General features: G+C 40.6%; 22 protein-coding genes and 1 pseudogene. 6 read left to right on the top strand and 17 right to left on the bottom strand.

All coding sequences use genetic code 11. The annotated features are described in order from the left end of the window. Positions 1–33: 33 nt before the first annotated feature. Positions 34–1,357 (bottom strand): annotated as a pseudogene (locus K1T76_RS02605) (ISNCY family transposase). Between the two features lie 260 nt (positions 1,358–1,617). Here K1T76_RS02605 and K1T76_RS02600 point away from each other — a divergent pair. Next, a complete protein-coding gene (locus K1T76_RS02600) occupies positions 1,618–2,178 on the top strand; it encodes a hypothetical protein (RefSeq protein ID WP_019837758.1) in 561 nt (186 codons plus the stop codon). 170 nt (positions 2,179–2,348) lie between these two features. Further along, entirely contained in the window at positions 2,349–3,284 is a 936-nt protein-coding gene (locus K1T76_RS02595; RefSeq protein WP_230244012.1) for a tRNA dihydrouridine synthase, read from the top strand. Positions 3,285–3,347: 63 nt separating this feature from the next. Here K1T76_RS02595 and K1T76_RS02590 read toward each other — a convergent pair whose 3' ends face one another. From K1T76_RS02590 to acnD, 12 genes are all read right to left on the bottom strand, one after another. Then, the gene (locus K1T76_RS02590; protein WP_230244011.1) at positions 3,348–4,415 is read right to left on the bottom strand and encodes a DUF1176 domain-containing protein; all 1,068 of its coding nucleotides are present in this window, start codon (positions 4,413–4,415) and stop codon (positions 3,348–3,350) included. A 159-nt stretch (positions 4,416–4,574) separates the two neighbouring features. After that, positions 4,575–4,901, bottom strand: coding sequence for a YegP family protein (locus K1T76_RS02585; protein ID WP_230244010.1), 327 nt, complete (start codon positions 4,899–4,901; stop codon positions 4,575–4,577). 237 nt (positions 4,902–5,138) lie between these two features. Continuing rightward, positions 5,139–5,480 carry a zinc ribbon domain-containing protein YjdM gene (locus K1T76_RS02580; RefSeq protein WP_230244009.1) on the bottom strand — a complete coding sequence of 114 codons (342 nt, stop codon included), beginning with the start codon at positions 5,478–5,480 and terminating at the stop codon, positions 5,139–5,141. A 103-nt stretch (positions 5,481–5,583) separates the two neighbouring features. Next, positions 5,584–5,949 carry a DUF488 domain-containing protein gene (locus tag K1T76_RS02575; RefSeq protein ID WP_230244008.1) on the bottom strand — a complete coding sequence of 122 codons (366 nt, stop codon included), beginning with the start codon at positions 5,947–5,949 and terminating at the stop codon, positions 5,584–5,586. A gap of 115 nt (positions 5,950–6,064) precedes the next feature. Continuing rightward, positions 6,065–6,442, bottom strand: a complete 378-nt coding sequence (locus K1T76_RS02570; protein WP_019837763.1) for a ribonuclease E inhibitor RraB — start codon at positions 6,440–6,442, stop codon at positions 6,065–6,067. 163 nt (positions 6,443–6,605) lie between these two features. Further along, complete coding sequence (locus K1T76_RS02565) at positions 6,606–7,571, bottom strand: DUF5660 family protein (protein WP_081406271.1); 966 nt, start codon at positions 7,569–7,571, stop codon at positions 6,606–6,608. Between the two features lie 276 nt (positions 7,572–7,847). Then, positions 7,848–8,513 (bottom strand): RluA family pseudouridine synthase, encoded by a 666-nt coding sequence (locus tag K1T76_RS02560; protein WP_070152914.1) that lies wholly within the window; start codon positions 8,511–8,513, stop codon positions 7,848–7,850. A 121-nt stretch (positions 8,514–8,634) separates the two neighbouring features. Beyond that, positions 8,635–9,348 carry an SIMPL domain-containing protein gene (locus K1T76_RS02555; RefSeq protein ID WP_230244007.1) on the bottom strand — a complete coding sequence of 238 codons (714 nt, stop codon included), beginning with the start codon at positions 9,346–9,348 and terminating at the stop codon, positions 8,635–8,637. Between the two features lie 118 nt (positions 9,349–9,466). Next, complete coding sequence (locus K1T76_RS02550; RefSeq protein WP_004972400.1) at positions 9,467–9,718, bottom strand: DUF6868 family protein; 252 nt, start codon at positions 9,716–9,718, stop codon at positions 9,467–9,469. A 562-nt stretch (positions 9,719–10,280) separates the two neighbouring features. Continuing rightward, positions 10,281–10,853: a DUF4126 domain-containing protein gene (locus tag K1T76_RS02545; RefSeq protein WP_070152908.1), complete on the bottom strand. Its 573-nt coding sequence runs from the start codon at positions 10,851–10,853 to the stop codon at positions 10,281–10,283. Between the two features lie 106 nt (positions 10,854–10,959). Then, positions 10,960–11,103 carry a zinc ribbon-containing protein gene (locus K1T76_RS02540; protein ID WP_004972403.1) on the bottom strand — a complete coding sequence of 48 codons (144 nt, stop codon included), beginning with the start codon at positions 11,101–11,103 and terminating at the stop codon, positions 10,960–10,962. A gap of 458 nt (positions 11,104–11,561) precedes the next feature. After that, positions 11,562–14,168 (bottom strand): Fe/S-dependent 2-methylisocitrate dehydratase AcnD, encoded by a 2,607-nt coding sequence (gene acnD, locus K1T76_RS02535; RefSeq protein WP_230244006.1) that lies wholly within the window; start codon positions 14,166–14,168, stop codon positions 11,562–11,564. Between the two features lie 256 nt (positions 14,169–14,424). Between acnD and ygfZ the strand changes: the two genes are divergently transcribed. Further along, positions 14,425–15,147 carry a CAF17-like 4Fe-4S cluster assembly/insertion protein YgfZ gene (gene ygfZ / locus K1T76_RS02530; RefSeq protein WP_230244005.1) on the top strand — a complete coding sequence of 241 codons (723 nt, stop codon included), beginning with the start codon at positions 14,425–14,427 and terminating at the stop codon, positions 15,145–15,147. A gap of 186 nt (positions 15,148–15,333) precedes the next feature. Next, positions 15,334–16,140, top strand: a complete 807-nt coding sequence (locus tag K1T76_RS02525; RefSeq protein WP_230245608.1) for a tetratricopeptide repeat protein — start codon at positions 15,334–15,336, stop codon at positions 16,138–16,140. Between the two features lie 86 nt (positions 16,141–16,226). On the opposite strand, the gene K1T76_RS02520 is transcribed toward K1T76_RS02525, so the two are convergent. Then, entirely contained in the window at positions 16,227–17,159 is a 933-nt protein-coding gene (locus K1T76_RS02520) for an AEC family transporter (protein WP_230244004.1), read from the bottom strand. A gap of 124 nt (positions 17,160–17,283) precedes the next feature. After that, positions 17,284–18,420 carry an NADH:flavin oxidoreductase/NADH oxidase gene (locus K1T76_RS02515; RefSeq protein WP_230244003.1) on the bottom strand — a complete coding sequence of 379 codons (1,137 nt, stop codon included), beginning with the start codon at positions 18,418–18,420 and terminating at the stop codon, positions 17,284–17,286. A 300-nt stretch (positions 18,421–18,720) separates the two neighbouring features. Between K1T76_RS02515 and mutM the strand changes: the two genes are divergently transcribed. Then, positions 18,721–19,581: a bifunctional DNA-formamidopyrimidine glycosylase/DNA-(apurinic or apyrimidinic site) lyase gene (gene mutM, locus K1T76_RS02510; protein ID WP_178867334.1), complete on the top strand. Its 861-nt coding sequence runs from the start codon at positions 18,721–18,723 to the stop codon at positions 19,579–19,581. Beyond that, complete coding sequence (locus K1T76_RS02505) at positions 19,578–19,856, top strand: peptidylprolyl isomerase (protein ID WP_004972420.1); 279 nt, start codon at positions 19,578–19,580, stop codon at positions 19,854–19,856. The genes mutM and K1T76_RS02505 overlap by 4 nt, the downstream gene beginning before the upstream one ends. Before the next feature lie 91 nt (positions 19,857–19,947). On the opposite strand, the gene mscL is transcribed toward K1T76_RS02505, so the two are convergent. Beyond that, positions 19,948–20,382 carry a large conductance mechanosensitive channel protein MscL gene (gene mscL, locus K1T76_RS02500; protein WP_004972423.1) on the bottom strand — a complete coding sequence of 145 codons (435 nt, stop codon included), beginning with the start codon at positions 20,380–20,382 and terminating at the stop codon, positions 19,948–19,950. 198 nt (positions 20,383–20,580) lie between these two features. Next, complete coding sequence (typA, locus tag K1T76_RS02495) at positions 20,581–22,419, bottom strand: translational GTPase TypA (RefSeq protein WP_070153741.1); 1,839 nt, start codon at positions 22,417–22,419, stop codon at positions 20,581–20,583. Positions 22,420–22,504: the final 85 nt, after the last annotated feature.

Genomic DNA, 22,504 nt, shown 5'->3' with positions numbered 1-22,504 from the left:
AAATGTCCTATCTTAAAACCAAATAGAAATGTCCTATACAGACATTTCCAAGTCAAGCACAGGATTCAGATTTCGTTGTTGAATTGCTGTTTTCTGTGCACGTCTTCTTGGCATAGATTGAGAACGATTGCGTTTGTATTGCTGTTCCAATTCTTCATGCTGTTGTTGAATATGATTGAGAACAGCACCTAAACGTTTATTCTCAACAATCTCTCGCTGGTTAAGCTGACTTAATTTATCGAAGATGCTGTAATTGATTTTTCTTCCCTGATATTCAATCGCGACTGTACCATCCGGGTATTCTAGGAACTCAAGATACTTGCCGATCAACCTTTTATTTTCTTCGGTATTTTCCAGTAAATATACGCATTTATCATAAGTAATCGTCAGGCTGTTCGTGACTCTGCGGGGTTCACGCCAGGTAAAAACATCATCTAATTCTTCGGCTGTTTCAGTGACAGTCCGGTGTAGATCCTTGGGATTAAATACCATATTGGCAAATTTACGATTAAATTGCTCGATAAAGCAGGGCAGCCAGGCATTCGCTTGCTCAATCGAATAGATGCCTTCCAGGCGCATTTCTTTAATCAGACGGTCCTGAAGCGTTCTATTCGCCCGTTCTACACTACTTTGGCTTGTGGTGAATTGGCGAAGATGATATCGATATTGAGGGTACTGAGTACGCGTCCAAACTGGGTAATCTTGGTGTCTTTCTTGCTGCTTTGATTCACCCTGAAGACTGAATGTTTATCACTGTAAAACGCCAACGGCTTACCATGCTGCTCAACATACAAACGTGTTGAAATCATATAGTCAAATGCTGATTCCGACTCACAGAAACGTAAATGCTGTAATTTTCCTGTGGCATCATCGATAAATACCAGCAGACAGCACTTAGCAGCGCGTCCTTCAAACCAGTCATGGTGTGAGCCATCGATTTGAATCAGTTCACCATAACAATCTCGGTTATAACGAGGCTGATACGGGCGTTTCAGGCGCTTGGCGCGAGGAATCCACAGATCGGCTGCAATCATCCAGGAACGCAGTGTTTCCACTGAAATATCGAATCCATGAACAGTGGTGAGCTTTTCATGCGCTAAAGTGGGTCCGAAACCATGCAGTTGATCCGAAACAATATTGAGGCACTTGAGTCTGAGCTCTTCAGGAAGCCTGGAATTGCTGATTTACCACGTGCAGCATGTGCTAATGCAGCTGTACTTTGAGCTTTGTATTTTTGCAATAAACGTCTGATCTGACGTTCTGAAATATGAAGTAGCTGAGCAGCTTGGGACTGGGTTATGCGTTGATCACAGATTTCTTGCAAGACCGACAATCGTTTAAGTTCTTTATCCGACATAGACACCAACATATCAAACCGTCCGCTAAGAAAATTGCAAAAGTGCATATTCTAAAAGCGGACATTTTTACTTTGGAGAAACCGGACATTTCTATTTTGGAATTACAATAGCATTACGTATAAGCTGTATTATGTTAATTTTAGATAAGCTAAATTATATTCCGCTAATAATTTTAGTCAAAAAAAGAGGGATTAAATTTTTGACTATCTTTTAACAGTCATAGAGATAAAGCATAAATAAATAATAAGGAAAGCAATTTTTGATTATAACAATCTGTATTTTTACAATTATTATTGGTTTCATCATATTTATTAAAACCTTATTTGATAAAAATTATATTAATACTCAAATTTATTCATTTATGAACCGTAGTTTTTGGATCTGTATAGGTCTCCTTCCTATAGTTATTTATATATTTATTAGAGACTTATGTAGTCCTCAAATTCCTACTAATGCAAGTAATTCATATACCTTAGGAATCGTTTTCATCACATTGATTTCACCTATTATTGTCATTATTGGATTTTTAATAGGTCATGTAGTTTTTCTTGCGATATTCATGATTATTGATTTAATCATTTCAAAATTCTGTGGTAATAACATAAAATTTATATTTAGTATTCTATTAACTACTTTAGTCATGATTTTCTTTTTGGAATTTATTTGGTGGGAAGTATTTTACTCTGAAGGCTCTATTCCAATCCGAATTTATGTGTGGAATATTACAATATTAACTTTACCATGGATGCCAATCATTGGTGCTCTAGCTATCCAAAAGTGGAAGCAACAGAAATTTTTATCTAGAAATAACAATTTATAATTCAGATATTTCCAAGGCCGATTTAACATAATGGTGGTTATACACAAAACAAACAACAACAATAAAGGCTAAAACCTTATCTCACTCTACAACAATTCAAAACCCTTTTCCTAGACATCCTCCATAAAAAAACGTATAACTCCACTTTTTGTTTGAGCTGGTAGCATCCTGTGAAACTAATTCTTGCACCCATGGAAGGCTTAACCGACCCCATCATGCGTGATGTACTCACGTCTGTAGGCAGTTTTGACTGGTGTGTGACAGAGTTTATTCGGGTCACAGATAGTATTTTACCAGACCATATCTATCATACTTATTGCCCAGAACTACTCACCAACGGTAAAACCGCTGCAGGCACGCCTGTACATGTGCAATTTTTGGGGAACAACCCTGATATGTTGGCGGCCAATGCAGCTAAAGTTGCAGTCATGGGCGCACCTGCGATTGATATGAACTTTGGCTGTCCTGCTAAAACGGTCAATCGTCATCGTGGCGGTTCAGTCTTACTCGATGAGCCCGAAGTGGTTTATGAGCTAGTGAAAGCCGTACGTGATGCTGTGCCTGCCCATATCCCTGTTTCTGCCAAAATGCGTCTAGGCTATATGGATCGGAACTTCATGCTGGAAAATGCGCACGCTATTGAAGATGCAGGCGCAGCATGGGTCACGGTGCATGCGCGTACCAAAGCAGATGGCTATACACCGCCTGCCTTTTGGGATCAACTGCGCCCTATACGTGAAGCATTGAAAATTAATGTTATTGCCAATGGCGAAATTTGGAACAATGCTGATGCCAAACAATGCCAGTTAGAATCGGGCTGTGAAGATTTAATGATTGGTCGTGGTGCGGTCACCACCCCAGATTTGACCCAATGTATTCGTCAAAATTCAGACCAACCTTTGCTAAGTTGGCAAGATTTGCTGCAACTGCAAATTCGCTTTATTCACGGCCCTGCCAAAACTGAAATTGGGATGCTGGGACGCTATAAACAATGGCTTGGCATGATGTCGAAACATTATCCCGAAGCCAAAGCTTTATGGGATGAAATCAAACGTCTGAAAAAACTGGATGAAATCATTGAAAAATTGGTCGCGCACACGACTTAAACAGTGAATCTATCAGACTTAAGATTTATCTAAAAAATTTCAGCTTTTATTGGTGGACATTATCTATTCAAGCTTACTGACAAAGCTTGGCATTTCCCACGCACTGCCTGCAAAACCTTTGCATTGTCCTGCATCAAACTGATAGCTTTTGACAAACTGCTGACCATTCCACGCCCATTCAATTTGACTGAAACAATCGCCAATTCCACGCCCTTTTTGATAAGCAAAAATCTGTCCGTTGCTGAACTCTGAAGCAGAATCGGTTACAAATTGCTGTATCTTTTGCAATTTTTTATCCATGACCCAATAAGCCACACCCCAATTATAAGCCCCTCGCCAACAACTTGCCTCAACCAACACCCTATCCTGATTTAAAGGATAAGTATGAATTTGCTGTTCAGCTTGTTCAGGTTCAAACAGCATATAACAATCTTCACGATCTACGGTTTTCTGTAAAATCGGATATAACTTTTCTGCACTGGCTGCACTAAGCAGCTGTGCTTTGGTAGTTCGGTATTGAGGCTGCATGAGAATATTGATTTTAGGTATCGCTTGCGCTTTTAAGACCTGCGTGGATGCTTGATTGCCTTTTGCCAATATTGCAGAGTCTGTGTCCACACGCTTTTGAAATTCATCCATTTTTAACAATACCGCACTCATGCCTGCACCAGACAATTTCCAGCGTTGTTGAGCATGTTTCAACTCTATTACCACATGCTGACGCGCCTGTGCCAACAACTTTTGTACACTGGCAGCAGATAAATAAGCGATACGCTCATGAAAGTTTAATTGTTGCAAAACACGCCCATTTAAAAATAAAGTCGCTTGAGCAATATCTTCCTGAATTTGCAATTGTCCTTGTACAGCAGTCTTTGCACCTGCTTGACGGGTCAATAGCATGCTAATCGGTTGTTCAAAATTATCATCGCTTTGGTATCCTGCGGCACGGCAGGTTCCTGTATTATCACAAGCCAACTCCCAATCTTGATGCTGAAAATACAATCCTTGTAAAGCAGTCGACTGGCTTGAAGCAATCTTTTTTTCAGTAGTGATAGGGGCTGCAAAAATACTAACGCTACCTAACAAACCACTGATCGCCAGCAACATTTTTAGATTGCATCTGAAATTCATGATCTTCACAACTCCTGAAATGGTCATCTATGATTTAACGGCTTCATCTAGGCTAAATTTAGCGCCTTGCCTACTTATCTCAATAAAAAACACGCCACAGCATACTTTTCTAATGCAATTGAACATCAAGATTTTCTGTAAAAGATTACGATTCCTGCGTTAAACCTTGACCGTGGCACTTGCGCCATTAGTTTTCACCGACTCAATTCCTTTGTCACGTGATTGTTCAGAAGTATAAAGCTGACTTGTCCCAATAATTAGATGATTAACAACTTTTAAATTAAAATAGGGCTTACCATTCTTAGATGTCAGTCGATCATAACGTGCATCATCCTGACTATTCTTTTGTACTGAAGCGATGCCATTTTTAGCAGAAGCTTTTGCCTTATATTGTTCACTGGTTAAGATAATTTCGCCATTGCCCGCTTTAAATTCAAAGCGATACTGAAAATTGCTTGCTTGTGAATTCTCAAACCATCCAGACATAACTCTTGCCCCCGGTTTTTTGTGACTAATGATGTATATTATTCAATGAGGCTAGCGTTTGAACTGTCTAAAAATTATTCTTTTCGCTAGAATATAAAGAGCTTAGGTACAAGAAAGCAGTATTAATTTTGTACATTCTTAAAGTTATTTTTGCTCAATTTGAATCATAATATACTTAAATAAACCCCGAAATGCGCAGGTCACTCAAGTTACCTGCGCTATTGAAATCTATTTAACTTAAGCTTTTTTCACATATTCAGATTTTAATTTCATAGCACCCATACCATCAATCTTACAATCAATGTCATGACCATCTGCTGCCTCTGGAATTAAGCGAATATTTTTCACTTTGGTCCCCACTTTTACAGCTGCCGAAGAACCTTTAATTTTCAGGTCTTTAATCACAGTTACCGTGTCACCATCTGCCAACACGTTGCCATTTGCATCTTTAATCACAGCAGCAGTTTCTTCAAGCTGTTCCCCTTCTTTCCACTCATGTGAGCATTCAGGACAAATCAGCAGGTCGCCATCTTGATAAGTGTATTCTGATTGGCATTTTGAGCAATTCGGCAAAGACATAAAAAACCTCAAAAACTATATTGTAGCATTTTTTATTTAATTTTCATAAACTTAAAAGTATTACAAAGCATAAGGATAATGCATAGAATCATACGATGGATTTTTAATCCATTGATGTTAAAGATTGCTCCAAAACATGTTTTAACACCACCACATGATTGTGCTGCTCATCTTTAGCTGCTGTGACTAAAGTAACTTTCTGTTGCTGTGCCAATTCACGTAAAGCCTGTACTGCAGCGTGTTGTCGGGCTAATTCAGCTGTATAACGCTGCTGAAACTGATTCCAATGTTGCTCAGGGTTTTGATGATACCATTTGCGCAGTTCAGTCGAGGGCGTAATTTCTTTGAGCCATAAGTCAATACGAGCACGTTCTTTACTCACACCACGCGGCCATAAACGATCAACTAGCACCCGTGTTCCATCTGCCTGAGTCGCTTCAAGATAAGCGCGTTTCATTGCAATATCCATATTTTCACCTCTGCATCTTTCATGATGTCTTCATCAGCGCCAGAGTTTTAGGCAGCAGATTATGTATTAAAAATAAAAAAGCATGTGATCAACACATGCTTTTCAGATAACCGATTTAATCTTCGTAATCGTCTTCGTCTTCATCATCGTAGACGTAAGCCATACAGCCCCAACCATCGTATTCACCGCCATGTTCTTCAGCAATTTTAGTGAACCATTGTTCTAAATCAACAATGTCTGAATACTCTGGTTCCATGTAAACATAAATGGTAATGATCCATTCAACGGCATCAGATTCTTCATCTTGAAATAATGAAATTTTTTGTTCTTCGGCCAACAAATACAAAGCACATTTTTCAGCTTGTTCTTGTGTGGTAAATGCGATGGAGTACTCAATCTCATGTGGCTCTGTCAGGTCATCCCCATCTTCATGCATTTGCCAAAGTACATTGCCATTATCATCATCAGGGAATTGTTCATAGTCACGTGTCATGCGAATGTCCTTGTTATCTTTTTAGCCAATATATATTTGGCAAGTGACAAAATAGTGAATTCAAGATAGCATAAATTTACTCGAAGGACTCAGCTTTCATTTCGTTATACACTGACTTTAGTCTCAAACACCCAAAAGCTTGTTTTTAGACACCGCAATTGCTCTAAGTATTTGCCGCCAGTTTAATTTGTGGCGTCTGACAAGAGCTTTTCTGTTTAAATGCCAACAGCAAAGCGGCAAACTTTAATTCTTCTTGTCGAAGTGTCAAATAAGAGTCCAGAATTTTTGCGTGTCCAAATGCAGCCGCATAATGATTCAGCAAAGTAAAATCATCCTGCAAAGCTTGAAGTGATTCAGCCAAATTATGTTCAGTCAGCTGCGCCAAATATAAATCTGCTTTGCTATTAAATGCTTGAGTCAGTAACGTCATTGCCGCTAGACGGCGTTGCTCATCGACAAAAGCACAATGCGCAACTTCTTGATTTTTGACTGCATCTTGAATCTTGTGTCGTACTTGCTGCAAGTGTTGTGCTGTATCACTGTAGCCATAACCTTCAATCAGATCATCCAATAGCTGCTGAGCAGGCAACTGAAAATCAGGCGTATGATTTTCAATTTTATGATACAGCGCGGTCATAATCTGTTCGAGTTGCTGACGTTCTTCAACCAAGTTATAAAAAGCACCCAATTGATCTTGTGCAGTTTTAAGCATTTTGGCTTTGGTTTTTTGCTCATGCTCGGCTAAAAAATCTCGGACTTTTTCAACTTGTTGCTTGCACTGCTCCCGCGTATTTTCCGCTTCGGATTTAACCATTTCTACAAACATTTCAACTTGTTGGCGACGTTCTAATACATATTTCTCAACGTCTAAAATATGTTGATAGTTCTGCAAGGTTTCTAAACGACCTTTTAAACTGCCTATTTCAATGCGTAGCACAGCCAGCTGATGCTCTAATTCATTACTTTCCAACTCATCGGACGCTAAATTGGAGCGAGTGCGGTCTAAATTGCTTTGTAAAGATTGAATGCTGGCAGATAACTCACGGCTACGCTGAGATTGCCAAAAAATAATCACCACCAATACAATAATGATTGCAGCCAATATATACAGCATATAACTATACAGCATATGACTCTACCCCGCATTGGTCTGCCAGATGCTGAAAAGTCATCTTCAGTTTTAAAGACGCTTTCTAACCCGCTTTGACAGCCCACCACACTCAAAAACACAAAATTTTAAAACAGCGAGTCATTCACCTCCTTCATTTATGCCAAGGCAAATGAATAACGACAGCTCTAAGGATACGTTAGCGAGTTAGCGGCACGAAGACTATCCCAATTTTTGAGTATTTTCACAAAAAAATTGAAAAATATGCGCCTGTTAGAAAATTAAATCCGAAAATCCCTAAAAAGGAAGCTGTGCTCGAATTGCAACAGGAACTTGGCTTAAAGGTTGCGTGAAAGCCAAATAACTGGCATGCAGCGCCATCCGACCTAAAGTACTTTTTTTCGGTTCAGGATGATATAACTTATCGCCTGTAATGGGATGTCCAATATATTGCATGTGTACCCGTAACTGATGAGAACGTCCTGTGATTGGGGTGAGCAAAACACGGGTAATATCTTCAACCGCACAATATTCCAAAGCTTGATACAGCGTTTGCGCAGGTTTACCTAAATCAAAATGCACAATTTGGCGTGGACGGTTTTCCCAGTCAGTAATTAAAGGCACATCGACACTGCCCTCACCTTCAAGTTTGCCTTGAATTAAAGCAATGTAGTTTTTTTCTACTGTTCGTGCCTGAAACATTTTACTCAATGCGACTTCTGCATCACGATGCTTGGCAAACATGAGAATACCTGAGGTGGCCATGTCTAAACGATGGGCAATTTTTGCCTGAGGATAATTTGCGAGCACTCTTAAATATGCGCTGTCTTGATGTTGAGGCAAACGTCCAGGCACAGACAATAAACCTGCAGGCTTATCAATCACCAGTAAATCGTCATCTTCATAGACAATTACTAACGGATCTTGTGGAGGTGCGTAAATAAAGTTGTCGTTTAAAGCCATGAACTACAGCACGCAAAGTGGTGCGGGCAAAATATCAAGCACAACCCGAGCTGTCAATTCAGTCGGGCGATGTGCTTTTTTATGTAAAATTTAGATTTTTAATTGGCTTAGTCTGCCAAACTTAGTCTGCTAAATAGTATTCCACCGTAGACACCACACGAACTTTTTTCAAATAAGGGGTATTGCTGTCACGGTCTTCAATACTAAATACACCCTGATTGGCCGATTTAATTTTGCCTAAACGACTATCAGAATCTGCAGCAAACTTTTCTGCAACACTGCGGGCATTTTGTGTGGCTTGCTCAATCATGGCAGGTTTAATGTCATTAAGTTGGGTATATAAATATTCGGTGCGTTGCCCATAATCTTCACCACCAAAGGCTATTCCATTTTTACCTAAATCGACCAAGCGGCTTTGTGCGCTGCGCACTTTATCAATATTTTTGGTATAGACCGTAATGGTTTGATGTGCGGTATAACGTAAAGCGACATTGCCATCGCCTCCATATTGCTGGGCATATTTATCGGTAATTACAGGTGCTGCAATGGTCATTTCTTCAGGGCTAAAACCTTCATTTTTTAAAAAGTTTTGAATTTGAGAGGTTTGGCTTTGCATGGTGTCATATAACGCTGCCAAGTCTTGACTGGCTGTACTAAAACGAATTGGCCATACCGCCACATTGGCTTTTACTTCACGCTCAGACAAACCTTTGACTGAAACCACACGCTCATATTGTTTAATTTTAAGTGCGCTATTGCCCAAAATCCAACCTGCGAGCACCATCCCCAAACAAATTAGACCGCCTAAAATCAGTGCAGGTTTAAATTGATTCATGTTTACCAACTCCTCAAATTGCGGGCTTTTCGCCTCTATTTCGATGACCGTGTGTTTTTAATGTACTGTTTAAAGCGATGTTTCTATGCTTTTCGATGCTTGTTTATCGAGTTTTAAATTAAGGTCGCATCATATACAGCGCGATAAGTGGCGCGATATTCAATAGCAATACCCCAATTTTATAGACTGCCATGCCACCATAATGAATGGCATCAAAACTTGCATCTGACAGTTTGAACCATCTGCCATGTAACTGTCGAAGCCAGTCATGCGCGAAAATCACCACCACAAACCACAGCATTAAAATGGCATAGTTAATCAGTGCGCAGGTCAGTAATAAACGACACCAAAAATCGTAATCAACACTCATATCCCACCTAATTAGATGTGGATGATCATTACAAATTAACAGATTTAAACGAAAAACTTGATGGGAGTTTTGTAGCGGAAAGATGGTTTAAAATTCATTTAAGTTATTATTTTTTCTTAATTTTATTTCTTAATCTTGTTTTATTTTTTATATTTTTAACAATGTTCTTTAGGGTGTTAGGGAAAACAACTGTGGTTTACTTCAACTATCATGCTGGATAAGTCATGATCTTATAGCCTATAAACTTCTGATTTATAGCGTCCTAAGCCGAATCGAGACCTTTTGGGTAAGTACTACACGCACGTTGTACGCAACTGGTAGCAATCTACTCTTTTCGATCCCCATCACACCCTTGAGATATATAGTAGTGATTTGAGGATGGGATTGTTTCCCCGAAATGATTTTATTTTGATTTATTTTTAAAATTTTTATCACTTTTTAAGTTATATTTTAAAAAATTTCCCAAATAGGCATTTTTTATGCGCACAAACCATCAAATAAAGCTTAAATATTAAATTTATTACCACACTTATTTTTGAATATTTTCAAACTGACCAAAAATCTATGTGGACGATTCAACAACTTTCTTTTTGCCTCGAATCCAGCGAATCGCCCAAATTAAAGCAATAACCACCACAAACACCACCAATACAGGCACAACGAAAGACAACACTGAAAGTACGGCAGCCCCAATCCACTCTCCTGTTGAAATTACAGGATTCGCAACACCGCCTGTGGTTGCCGTTGATACACCACGCACCGCCACTGTGCTCATTTGCACAACACCTGCTGTACCGCCACCGACAATAATGGCTGAAGCCCAACTGGTAAATTGCGACATTTCACCACTACTTACAGCCATTGTGGTGAGTGTACCTGCAATCATGGCAGCAGGTGTTGCCACGGTATCGAGTAAATTATCGACCCACGGCACATAATACGCAGCAATTTCACTGATTGTTGCCACAGTCAAAGCCAGACAAACCGCAGGCATTGCCAACCATTCAAAACCTTTTAAAGGTTCAAACCAACCCATGAGCGCCGCAACACTCATGACCAGCAAAGGCACAAAAACCCGAAAACCACTGGCAGCACTTAGCCCAATGCCGACACATAAACCGAGTATTGTTTCCATGTTCTACCTCATTGCCTTGGGTTTTCTATGGCTAAAATAGCAAAAAGCCCCATCGGGTGATAGGGCTTTAGATTAAAACAGGATCTGCTGTTTTATGTCGTGTAGCTTAGGCAACCTTGTTGTTATATTGGGTGCCATGGCATTTGGTACACGGTGGTAGACGGTCTGTACCAATTTCTAAGTAAACGCGATGCCCGCATTGGACACAAAAATAGAAGCCTGTTCCTGGTTTATCACCTGCAGTTACCATCTTTGTTCTCCGTATGATTTAGAAATGGTCAATCCAGTATATCTATTCTGTGATGATTGTCTATTGTCCATTTTGACAGGTGATGAGGGCAGTTGGGCGAAGGATGATTTTGTTAGAAAATTAAGCCGATTTTTTTTAGAGATTCACATAAAAAGTATAACGGGTTAAAACAACTTTCAAAAAATAAACTTATACACCTTCAGGGTTTCAATTTCTAAATTTGTTAACAGTGAATGGCTTTGTTACATAAATATGTAAGCATCTGATTTAAATAAATTTAATTTTGGATTAAAAATTAATCAAAACTTTTAAAATCATATAGTTATGAAATATTTGTGCAACAAAGCCTTTTTCATATACAAATTTATCATTATATTTACTGCAATCTTAAAAACTAAAAACCCCATCATCAAGATAGGGTCTTTTAGAATAAATTTCAATCAGCTATGGACTAAATATCAAGCCACATTCCCTTCCAAGAAGTCCTGTGCAAAACGTTGCAATACACCGCCCGCTTCATATACAGACACTTCTTCTTCGGTATCTAAACGGCAAGTCACAGGCACTTCAATCATTTGATTTTTGCCGTCTGCAGTTGAACGCTCAATCACCAAAGTTAAGTCTGAACGTGGCGCAATATTACCCATCACGCTATAGAGTTCTGTACCATCCAAACCTAAAGTTTTACGGTTTACACCCGCTTTAAACTCAAGTGGCAATACGCCCATGCCCACCAAGTTGGTACGGTGAATACGCTCAAAACCTTCAGCGACAATTGCTTCCACACCAGCAAGACGCACACCTTTTGCAGCCCAGTCACGGCTAGAACCCTGACCATAATCCGCACCTGCAATAATAATTAACGGCTGTTTACGGTTCATATAGGTTTCAATCGCTTCCCACATACGCATTACTTCGCCTTCTGGCTCAACACGCGCTTTAGAACCTTGCTTAATTGTGCCGTCTGAACGTACCACCATTTCATTAAACAATTTTGGATTCGCCAAAGTTGCACGTTGTGCCGTCAGGTGATCACCACGGTGCGTTGCATAAGAGTTGAAATCTTCTTCTGGCAAGCCCATTTTTGCCAAATACTCCCCTGCTGCCGAATCTAAAACAATCGCATTCGATGGAGATAAATGGTCTGTGGTGATGTTATCGCCCAAAATTGCCAACGGACGCATATTGGCTAATGTACGTGGAGCCGCCAATGCACCTTCCCAATACGGCGGACGACGGATATAAGTACTTTGTGGACGCCAGTCATATAGCGGACTTTCAGATTTTTCTGACTCACCCAAATCAAACATTGGGATATACACTTGGCGGAATTGTTCAGGTTTAACTGACTCTTTCACCAAAGCATCAATTTCAGCATCAGATGGCCAAATATCTTTTAAGTAAATTGGGTTGCCATTTTGATCTGTACCTAATGCATCTTTTTCGATGTCAAAACGGATGGTACCCGCAATCGCATAAGCCACAACCAATGGTGGAGATGCCAAGAAAGCTTGTTTCGCATACGGATGGATACGACCATCGAAGTTACGGTTGCCCGAAAGTACCGCGGTCGCATATAAGTCACGGTCAATAATTTCTTGTTGAATCGCTGGGTCTAATGCACCAGACATACCGTTACAGGTGGTACATGCATAAGCCACAATACCAAAACCAAGTTTTTCTAAGTCTTTGAGTACGCCTGCTTCTTCCAAATACAATGCTGCGGCTTTAGAACCTGGCGCAAAAGATGATTTCACCCAAGGTTTACGCACAAGACCAAGCTCATTAGCCTTACGTGCCAACAAGCCTGCTGCTACAGTATTACGTGGGTTTGAAGTATTGGTGCACGAAGTAATTGCTGCGATGATGATAGCGCCATCTGGCATCAAGCCATCAGTACGGTTTTCTACCACACCCGCAATGCCTTTTTCTTTCAGGTCAGATGTTGAAACACGCGCATGCGGATTCGATGGACCTGCAATGTTACGAGTTACCGTTGAAAGGTCAAAACGTAGTACACGTGGATATTCTGCCTGAGTCATTTCAGATGCCCAAAGACCAATTTCTTTGGCATAGCTTTCAACCAGTTTGACCTGATCTGCTTCGCGACCTGTTAAGGTTAAATAGTCGATGGTGTTTTGATCGATATAGAACATGGCAGCAGTTGCACCATATTCCGGAGTCATGTTGGAAATCGTGGCACGATCACCCACCGACATGCTATCTGCGCCTTCACCAAAAAATTCTAAATAAGCACCGACGACACGCTCTTTACGCAAAAACTCGGTTAAAGCCAACACGATGTCTGTTGCCGTAATACCTGCCTGACGCTCACCAACCAACTCAACACCAATAATATCTGGCAGACGCATCCAAGAAGCACGACCCAACATTACGTTTTCAGCTTCAAGACCGCCTACACCCACAGAAATGACACCCAAAGCATCGGTATGTGGTGTATGTGAGTCTGTACCGACACAAGTATCTGGGAATGCAATGCCTTCACGGTTTTGAATCACTGGGGACATTTTTTCCAGATTGATCTGGTGCATGATGCCATTGCCTGCAGGAATCACATCAACATTTTCAAACGCAGTTTTCGTCCATTCAATAAAGTGGAAACGGTCTTCATTACGACGATCTTCCACTTCACGGTTTTTACGGAAAGCATCTGGGTCAAAACCGCCATATTCCACTGCCAAAGAGTGATCGACAATTAACTGGGTTGGCACTACAGGATTCACTTTAGATGGATCACCACCTTGATCGGCAATCGCATCACGCAAGCCTGCCAAATCTACCAATGCGGTTTGACCTAAAATGTCGTGACATACCACACGTGCTGGATACCACGGAAAATCATGCTCTTGTTTACGTTCAATCAACTGTTTTAAAGATTGTTCTAAAATTGCAGGATCACAACGGCGCACTAACTGCTCTGCAAGTACTTTTGAGGTATATGGAAGTTTGGCATAAGCGCCTGGCTGGATATCTTCAACGGCTTGACGCACGTCATAAAAATCGAGCTGAGTGCCTTGCAGCGGTTTGCGGTAGTTGTTATTCATCTGGTATTCGCCCTTACTCTATTGTTCTCAACATCTTATGGGATGATTGTTTCCACCCGTCGAAAGCATTGTACGCTGCCAAAAACCCATTTCCCAAATCTTATATATTTCATAAACTTAAGTATAAAAATAGGGTTTTTTGAAATATTTAATTACATTTTGTGTAAAATTCTTGCCCTTAAAATGCTTTTTTTTCAAAAATAGCGCAAAATTGACCTCATTCTTTAGTCTTAGATTTCATTGTGAAAGGTTATTCATGCGCGATTTAGCTTTCTGTGCTTTAAGTTTAAACGGTGTCGATGCACAAAAATTCCTGCAAGGTCAGGTAACGATCAATGTCGAAACATTAGCTGAAAATACAACGCGTTATACTGCAATTTGTAGTTTAAAAGGACGCGTTCAGTTTGGTTTGTGGCTTAAAAAAATCACGTCTGAATGCTTTGAAATCGTCAGCACAGCTGACCAAGCAGAAGATTTAGCCAAACACATTAAAAAGTTTGGTGCATTTTCAAAAATGCAGCTTGAAACCATCGGTACGGTTTACCCAACCATTCAGGGCAATCAAACGGAGTTTTCAGTTGAAGTCACTGATTTAAATGCATGGCAGCTACAAGCCATTGACGCAGGTCAAGCGTGGATTCAAGCCTCAACAGCAGAATTGTTTCAGCCACAGGAATTGCGTTTGCATCAACGAGATGGCGTGCATTACGACAAAGGCTGTTATTTGGGTCAGGAAGTGGTGGCACGTTTATGGTTTAAAGCCAAACCAAAACGCTGGTTGCATTTAATTCAGGGTTCAGGCGAAGTCCCTGCACCTGCCGCCAAACTGAATAATGATATGGAAGTGGTGAACAGCCTTGCAACTGCAGATGGCTTTAAAGCGTTAGTGGTTGCTAGACCCAATGCTTTGCAAGAATTATCTGTACAAGTGTTAGATTTACCTGAACATTTAAATGGCGATGTCGCCCGCCCGCAATAGACTTAAAAAAAATTGGTTATATCACGAGGGAATCACAAGATTCCCTCGTTCTTTTCTGTGATTTGAATAATTCACAGTTTTTATATTTACATTCACACTTTTCAACTTATGATGAATGCACCACTACAAAACAAAAGTACATCAATGGATGTGATGTGCAAAAGAGAACAAGGTAAAACTCAAATGATAAAAAAACTACTCATGGCGGGCGCAATTGCCCTCTCTAGCAGCATCAGCATGGCAAATAGCAACATTGCAACCGATCCTGCTTTTGCCAAGATTGAACAATTAATGCAAGCCAATAAAGTTAAAGATGCTTTTCAGGAATTAGAAAAGCTTGCCAAAGCAGGCAATGCACAAGCCTTGTATAACTTAGGCTATTTGACGCAAACTGGACAAGGCACAGCAAAAAATGAAAAGAAAGCCATTCAGTTGTATGAGCAAGCTGCTCAAAAAGGCTACCCCGTTGCAAGTTATGTTTTAGGTAAAAACTACCTCACTGGCGCACTGGGTTTAAAACAGGATATCGCCAAAGCCAAACAATATTTACAGACTGCATCCAGTCAAGGTTTTAATGATGCCACAGTAGATTTAGCCGTTTTATATTTCTCAGAAAATACGGCAGCATCTGACCAAAAAGGTTTAACGCTATTACAATCCTTAATTGCCAAAGATCATTATCAAGCCATACATGCCAAAGCCTTGTATGATATTAGCGCAGGCTTCAAAAACAAAGATGAAGCCCCCATTAAGCAAGGGTTGCAAAGCATTCAAAACTTGGCAGAAAAGGGCTATATTCCTGCATTAATGGCAGTAGGCAATATGTTTGTGAATGGCAATATCGTGCCGCAAAACTTGCCTGAAGCAAAAAAGATTTTTGCCTCACTGGCACAGGAAAATATACCACAAGCCAAAGAATCATTGGCTGTGGTTGAAAAAATGATGGCAGATCAGGCCAAATCTTCCAACAAAGCGATTGCAAAGAAAAGTTAAGTGAGCCTTCTCTTTATAATGACACACAAAAAGTCTGTATCAGCGTGATACAGACTTTTTTGTGATTTAAACACTTCAAACCAAAGTTATAAATATTTACCCGATTGTGTCAATAAAATCGCCACCATCACAAAACCCAATATTGTACTCAACACCAAGGGGGCCAAGGCTTTTTCATGTAAACCATAATGCTGCCCGAAAATACCAAAGGCAATGGGCATGGGTAAAGCTGCCAGTAAAGTCCCGACAAACAACATTTCTCGGTTCACATCTAATGCCCATAAAATCCCAAAGATCGTGAGTGGCATCAGCAATACTTTGAATACAACCAAAACAATACTTTGCAAATTGACCGACTTGACTTGCATACCGACCAAACTCCCACCAATCACAAATAAAGCCAAAGGTGAAGCCGTTTTTCCCAACATTTCCAATACTTGTGCAATAGCTTGCGGCAGTTTGAAATTCATGAATACGCACAGCATGCCTAATAAAATAGATAAAATTACGGGATTTTTCAGTAAGCGCTGCACAGTTTCGGCATACACTTGCCCACCTGATTTCGCCGAAGATTGCAGTCCACGTTCTGCCAAAATTAGCATCAATGCCACAATAATTAAATTTTCGACAATTAAAGTTAAAGACAAATAAATTGCAGATTGACTGCCAATCAACAAAGTCAAAATAGCAGTGCCAATAAATCCTGTATTCGACATTGATGCACCCATTGCCAAAACACTGGCATGGGTTAAACTTGAATTAAAATAATGCCGATACAATAAAAAAGCACCCATAAACAGCAGAATAGAGCCAAGACCATAGCCTAAAAAGTAAGCAGGACTCCAAATTTCTGCCAAACTCTTACTGGCCAAGGCCTGTAATAAAAATGCAGGCAAGGCGACTTTCATAACAAACTGCCCTAGAACCTGAATTGCATTTGCATCTATAAACTGGCTTTTTACGGCAATATATCCCAACAGCACCACAGCACAAATGGGAAATAAAATACTCAGTAACACCCTGACATCCTTTTTCAGTGTTGCCCATGATCGACATGGTTTTTACTGATTTAGCTTACACCGATGCTCCCGATAAAGCACGGCAAAATAGTTTAAGTTTCACTTATTTTAAGCAGATAAAATATTAGGATTCCACTTCCGTATCTGTGGATTTAAACGGCACAAATAAACTACGGAACCCATGCGGCTGACAGCGTAAATATTGCGGGGCAATTTCAATTTTTTCGCCCAATTCTGCCGCAGCATGCCATGGCCAACGTGGGTCATATAAAATGGCACGTGCTATCGCAATTGCATCGGCTTGTTCATATTGCAAAATACCTTCTGCCTGCATCGCTTCAGTAATCAAACCCACCGCAATTACAGGAATTTTTACAGCTTGCTTAATTGCATGAGCAAACGGCGTTTGATAACCCGCATGCACATCAATTTTTTGATCGACATGCAAACCGCCGCTAGACACGTGAATATAAGCCGCACCTAAATGCTCTAGTGCCTTTGCCAAACCCACAGAAGATTCCACATTCCAGCCTTCTGCATCATCCATCCAGTCTGTTGCAGAAATTCGCACGCCAATTGGATAACCTTGGGGTACAGCATTTTGAATCGCCTGAAATACTTCCAATGTAAGGCGAATCCGATTTTCCAAACTTCCGCCATATTCATCTTGGCGGTGATTAGACAATGGCGACATAAATTGATGCAATAAATAGCCATGTGCGGCATGAATTTCGATTAAATCAAAACCTGCATCCACCGCTCGTACTGCGGCACTGGCAAAGTCTGCAATAACCTGTTGAATTTCATCTTGCGTTAAAGCATGTGGTGGATGTTCGTGCGATTGAAATGGCAACCCACTGGCCGATACCGTCTGCCAGCCATGTTCTTCATTCGGAGCAAACTGTCCTTTGTCCTGCCACGGTTTATCAGTTGAAGCTTTACGACCTGCATGTGCCAACTGCACAGCAAATGGCATAGGCGATAAACTTTTAACTTTATGCAATAGTGCTTTCATCTGCGCACGCTGCATGTCATTCCATAAGCCTAAATCTGCATAACTAATACGTCCTGCTGCCTGCACTGCCGTGGCTTCTACAATACACATCCCTGCGCCCGACAAGGCATAATTGGCCCATTGCTGCTCATGCCAATAGCTCAATTCACCTTGTTCATTGGCAGAATATTGACACATCGGGGCGATAACAATTTTGTTGGCAAGTTGCAGTGATCCAAATTGAATCGGCTGAAAAAGTAATGTCACGCTGCAAGCCCTCATACTGTGCGATTCACCAAAAGCGAATCATTAAATAAAGAAGTAATCACTCAGAATCTGCCATCTGTTTTAGATGGTTTTTTCTATAATAGATGTTCAAAAATGATTTATTTATAACGTGTTGTATGGTTTTTGCAAAGCCTACTTTTGCTTTGCACAGAATAATTTTGCGACAGCACACTATGGCTTGTATTCTATGGCTTGCATTCTATGGATAATGCCCAATATTAAGCGCATTACTGTATGTCCTTGCCTGCTTAATTTCTCCAAGCGGATTGAATTTGAACCATGCCAGAATTACCAGAAGTTGAAACTACCAAAACTAGTCTATTGCCGCTACTTGATCAAAAAGTCCTGAATGTAGAAGTGCGTCAAGCCAATTTACGCTGGCCCATTCCAGAAAACCTACATAAACTCACAGGACAAAAATTACTGCAATTGACCCGCAGATCCAAATACATTCTGGCGCAATTTGAACAGGACAGCATGTTGTGGCATTTAGGCATGTCGGGCAGTTTTCGTCTTTGCGATGCGCAGGAAGATTTACGCAAACACGACCATCTGATTATTCAGTTTGAAGATATACAATTGCGCTACCATGACCCACGTCGCTTTGGCTGTATTTTATGGCTAAATGAAAGCTCTCAACTCAAACTGATAGATCCACTTGGCCCTGAGCCGTTGAGTGATGCCTTTAACCCCGACTATCTTGCACAGAAGCTCAAAAACAAAAATGTTGGCATCAAAGTTGCAATTATGGATAACCATGTCGTGGTGGGTGTGGGCAATATTTATGCCACGGAAAGTCTGTTTAATTTAGGTATTCACCCTGCACAACCTGCATCATCACTCAGCTTGAAACAGATTGAAAAACTGGTGCTCGAAATCAAACGCATTTTAAAACAAGCGATTGATTTAGGCGGTTCGACCTTGCGTGATTACAGTAATGCGATGGGCGAAAATGGCTATTTTCAGCAAACCTTGTTGGCGTATGGACGTGCAGGTGAAATGTGTGTGAACTGTGAAACCACACTAGAAAATTTAAAACTGGGCCAACGTGCCTCGGTATTTTGTCCTGAATGTCAGCCTTTGAAAAAAGTACTCACTTCCACTAAAGCCGCAACAAGCAAACGAGGTAAAAAAGTATGAGAACCGCTATTGTGCGTCATATCTTAGTGAAAGATAAAGAAACCTGTGAACAACTGAAAAAGCGGATTCAATCAGGTGCTGATTTTGCCAAAATTGCCAAACAATTTTCGACCTGCCCTTCAGGAAAAAAAGGTGGGGAATTGGGTGAGGTCAAAAAAGGACAATTGGTACCCGTGATTGATAAATTAGTGTTTACCGCAGCAGAACGCGTACTACACGGCCCTGTAAAAAGTCAGTTTGGTTTTCATTTGGTAGAAGTAAAGTTTCGGATGTAATTTTTATGCCTTCAGCGCCTCTCCATCCTAGAGAATAGGGTGCAAACAAACGGCGCATAAAGCGCCGTTTGTTTTGATTGCGTATTAAAAATTATTGACGTTTTTTCAATTCATCACGAATTTCACGTAGCAACGCGATATCTTCTGGCGTTGCTGCTGGTTCTGGCGCTGCTTCTTCTTGTTTACGGCGCATACGATTAATCATTTTCACCATTAAGAACACCACCCATGCCAAAATGATGAAGTTAATTAAAATCGTAAGGAAGTTACCATAGGTCAGGACATTTACACCTGCTTTGGTTAACTCATCTAAAGACTGTAAATTGTTTGGGTTATCTCCCAAAACAAAGAACTTTTGTGTGAAATCCACACCACCGCCAGTGATCACAGTAATCAATGGCATGATGATATCTTTCACTAATGAGTCAACAATTTTACCAAAAGCCCCACCAATAATCACACCGACAGCCAAGTCGATCATGTTGCCTTTTACCGCAAATTCGCGGAACTCTTGAATAATACTCATTTAAATCTCCAGTTTTTTTGACTTTAATTTATGTGACGAAGTATACATTAATTTTATAGCTTCATTTCCACGTAATTTACTCGGAAATCATCTGCTTTTATATATTAGTTTGCTAATTTTAAACAAAAATGCCATCAATAAATTGATGGCATTTTTAAATTTTGCTGCCCCGCATGAGGACAACATCATTTTTAAAACTTATTTACCAGAACGGTTACGTTTACGTTCGTTTTCAGTCAAGTAACGCTTACGGATACGGATTGACTTAGGTGTTACTTCAACTAATTCATCATCTTCAATGAATTCAAGCGCTTGTTCAAGCGTGAATTCAATTGCAGGTACCAGTGTCAACGCATCATCAGTACCAGAAGCACGTACGTTAGTTAACTGTTTCGCTTTAGTTGGGTTAACCACCATGTCGTCTGAACGAGAGTTAATACCAATGATCATACCTTCGTAAACTTCTAACTGAGGTTTAGCAAATAGACGACCACGGTCTTGCAAGCTGAACAATGCATAACCCAAGCACGTACCTTGAACCATAGAGATCAACACACCGTTTTGACGTTTCGCAACTTGACCTGCTTTCATTGGGCCATAGTGTGAGAAGCTTGACGTCATGATACCCGTACCAGAAGTCATGGTCATGAATTCAGAACGGAAACCAATTAAACCACGTGAAGGCACAGTGGCTTCAATACGGATACGGCCTTTACCGTCTACTTCCATATTGGTCATCTCACCTTTACGGTTACCCATTTGTTCCATCACAGCACCTTGGTGCTGTTCTTCTACGTCAAAAGTCACGTTTTCGTATGGTTCTTGCATTTCGCCATCAATCTCTTTCAAGATGACTTGCGGACGAGATACACCCATTTCGAAGCCTTCACGGCGCATGTTTTCAATCAATACAGAAAGGTGAAGCTCACCACGACCAGATACTTTGAAACGGTCTGGACTGTCAGTATCTTCTACACGAAGTGCAACATTGTGAATTAATTCGCGGTCTAGACGTTCACGAATGTTACGTGAAGTCACGAACTTACCTTCTTTACCCGCAAAAGGTGAGTTGTTGACTTGGAATGTCATCGATACGGTTGGTTCGTCTACAGAAAGCGGCGGTAAAGCTTCTACATTTTTCGGATCACAAATCGTGTCAGAAATATGGAGTTCGTCCATACCTGTTACACACACGATGTCACCTGCAGAAGCAGATTCAACATCAACACGCTCTAAACCGTGGTAACCCATGATTTTTAAGATACGACCGTTACGTGTTTTACCTTCTTGGTCAATCACGGTTACTGGTGTATTCAGCTTCACAGAACCACGTTGAATACGACCCACACCAATCACACCCACGAAGCTGTTATAGTCGAGTGAAGACACTTGCATTTGGAATGGACCATCAACATCAACTGCTGGTGGCTCAACGATATCGACAATGGTTTGGAACAACGGTGTCATATCTTCCGCTAATTCATCTGGTGCAGGACCCGCAACACCACGTAAGCCTGATGCATATACGATTGGAAAGTCTAATTGCTCATCAGTTGCACCCAAGTTATCAAACAAGTCAAATACTTGATCAATAACCCAGTCTGGGCGCGCGTTTGGCTTGTCTACTTTGTTGATGATCACGATTGGCTTTAAACCACGTGCGAACGCTTTTTGCGTTACGAAACGTGTTTGCGGCATTGGGCCTTCTTGTGAATCAACTAAAAGAAGTACGCAATCCACCATCGACATGACACGTTCAACTTCACCACCGAAGTCGGCGTGTCCTGGGGTGTCCACAATGTTAATGCGGTATTCAGTATCTGTACGTTTATCTAACCATTTGATTGCAGTGTTTTTTGCAAGAATGGTAATGCCACGTTCACTTTCAATAGCGCCTGAATCCATGACACGCTCAATCTCGCCCGCTCGCTCACCGAGTGCGCCCGATTGTTGTAAAAGTTTATCCACAAGAGTTGTTTTTCCGTGGTCAACGTGCGCAATAATTGCGATGTTGCGGAGAGTTTTAATATCTGACATGTAAATTCAATACGCTATAAATTTGAGGGCAAATTATACAGAAAAATACTAAAGTTTTATAGTGACACTTTATTGACACACACAA

Origin of the sequence: Acinetobacter sp. PW68 (assembly GCF_020982655.1) — a bacterium.
Taxonomy (GTDB): Bacteria; Pseudomonadota; Gammaproteobacteria; order Pseudomonadales; family Moraxellaceae; genus Acinetobacter; species Acinetobacter towneri_A.
This window is presented reverse-complemented; position numbering and strand designations above follow the sequence as displayed.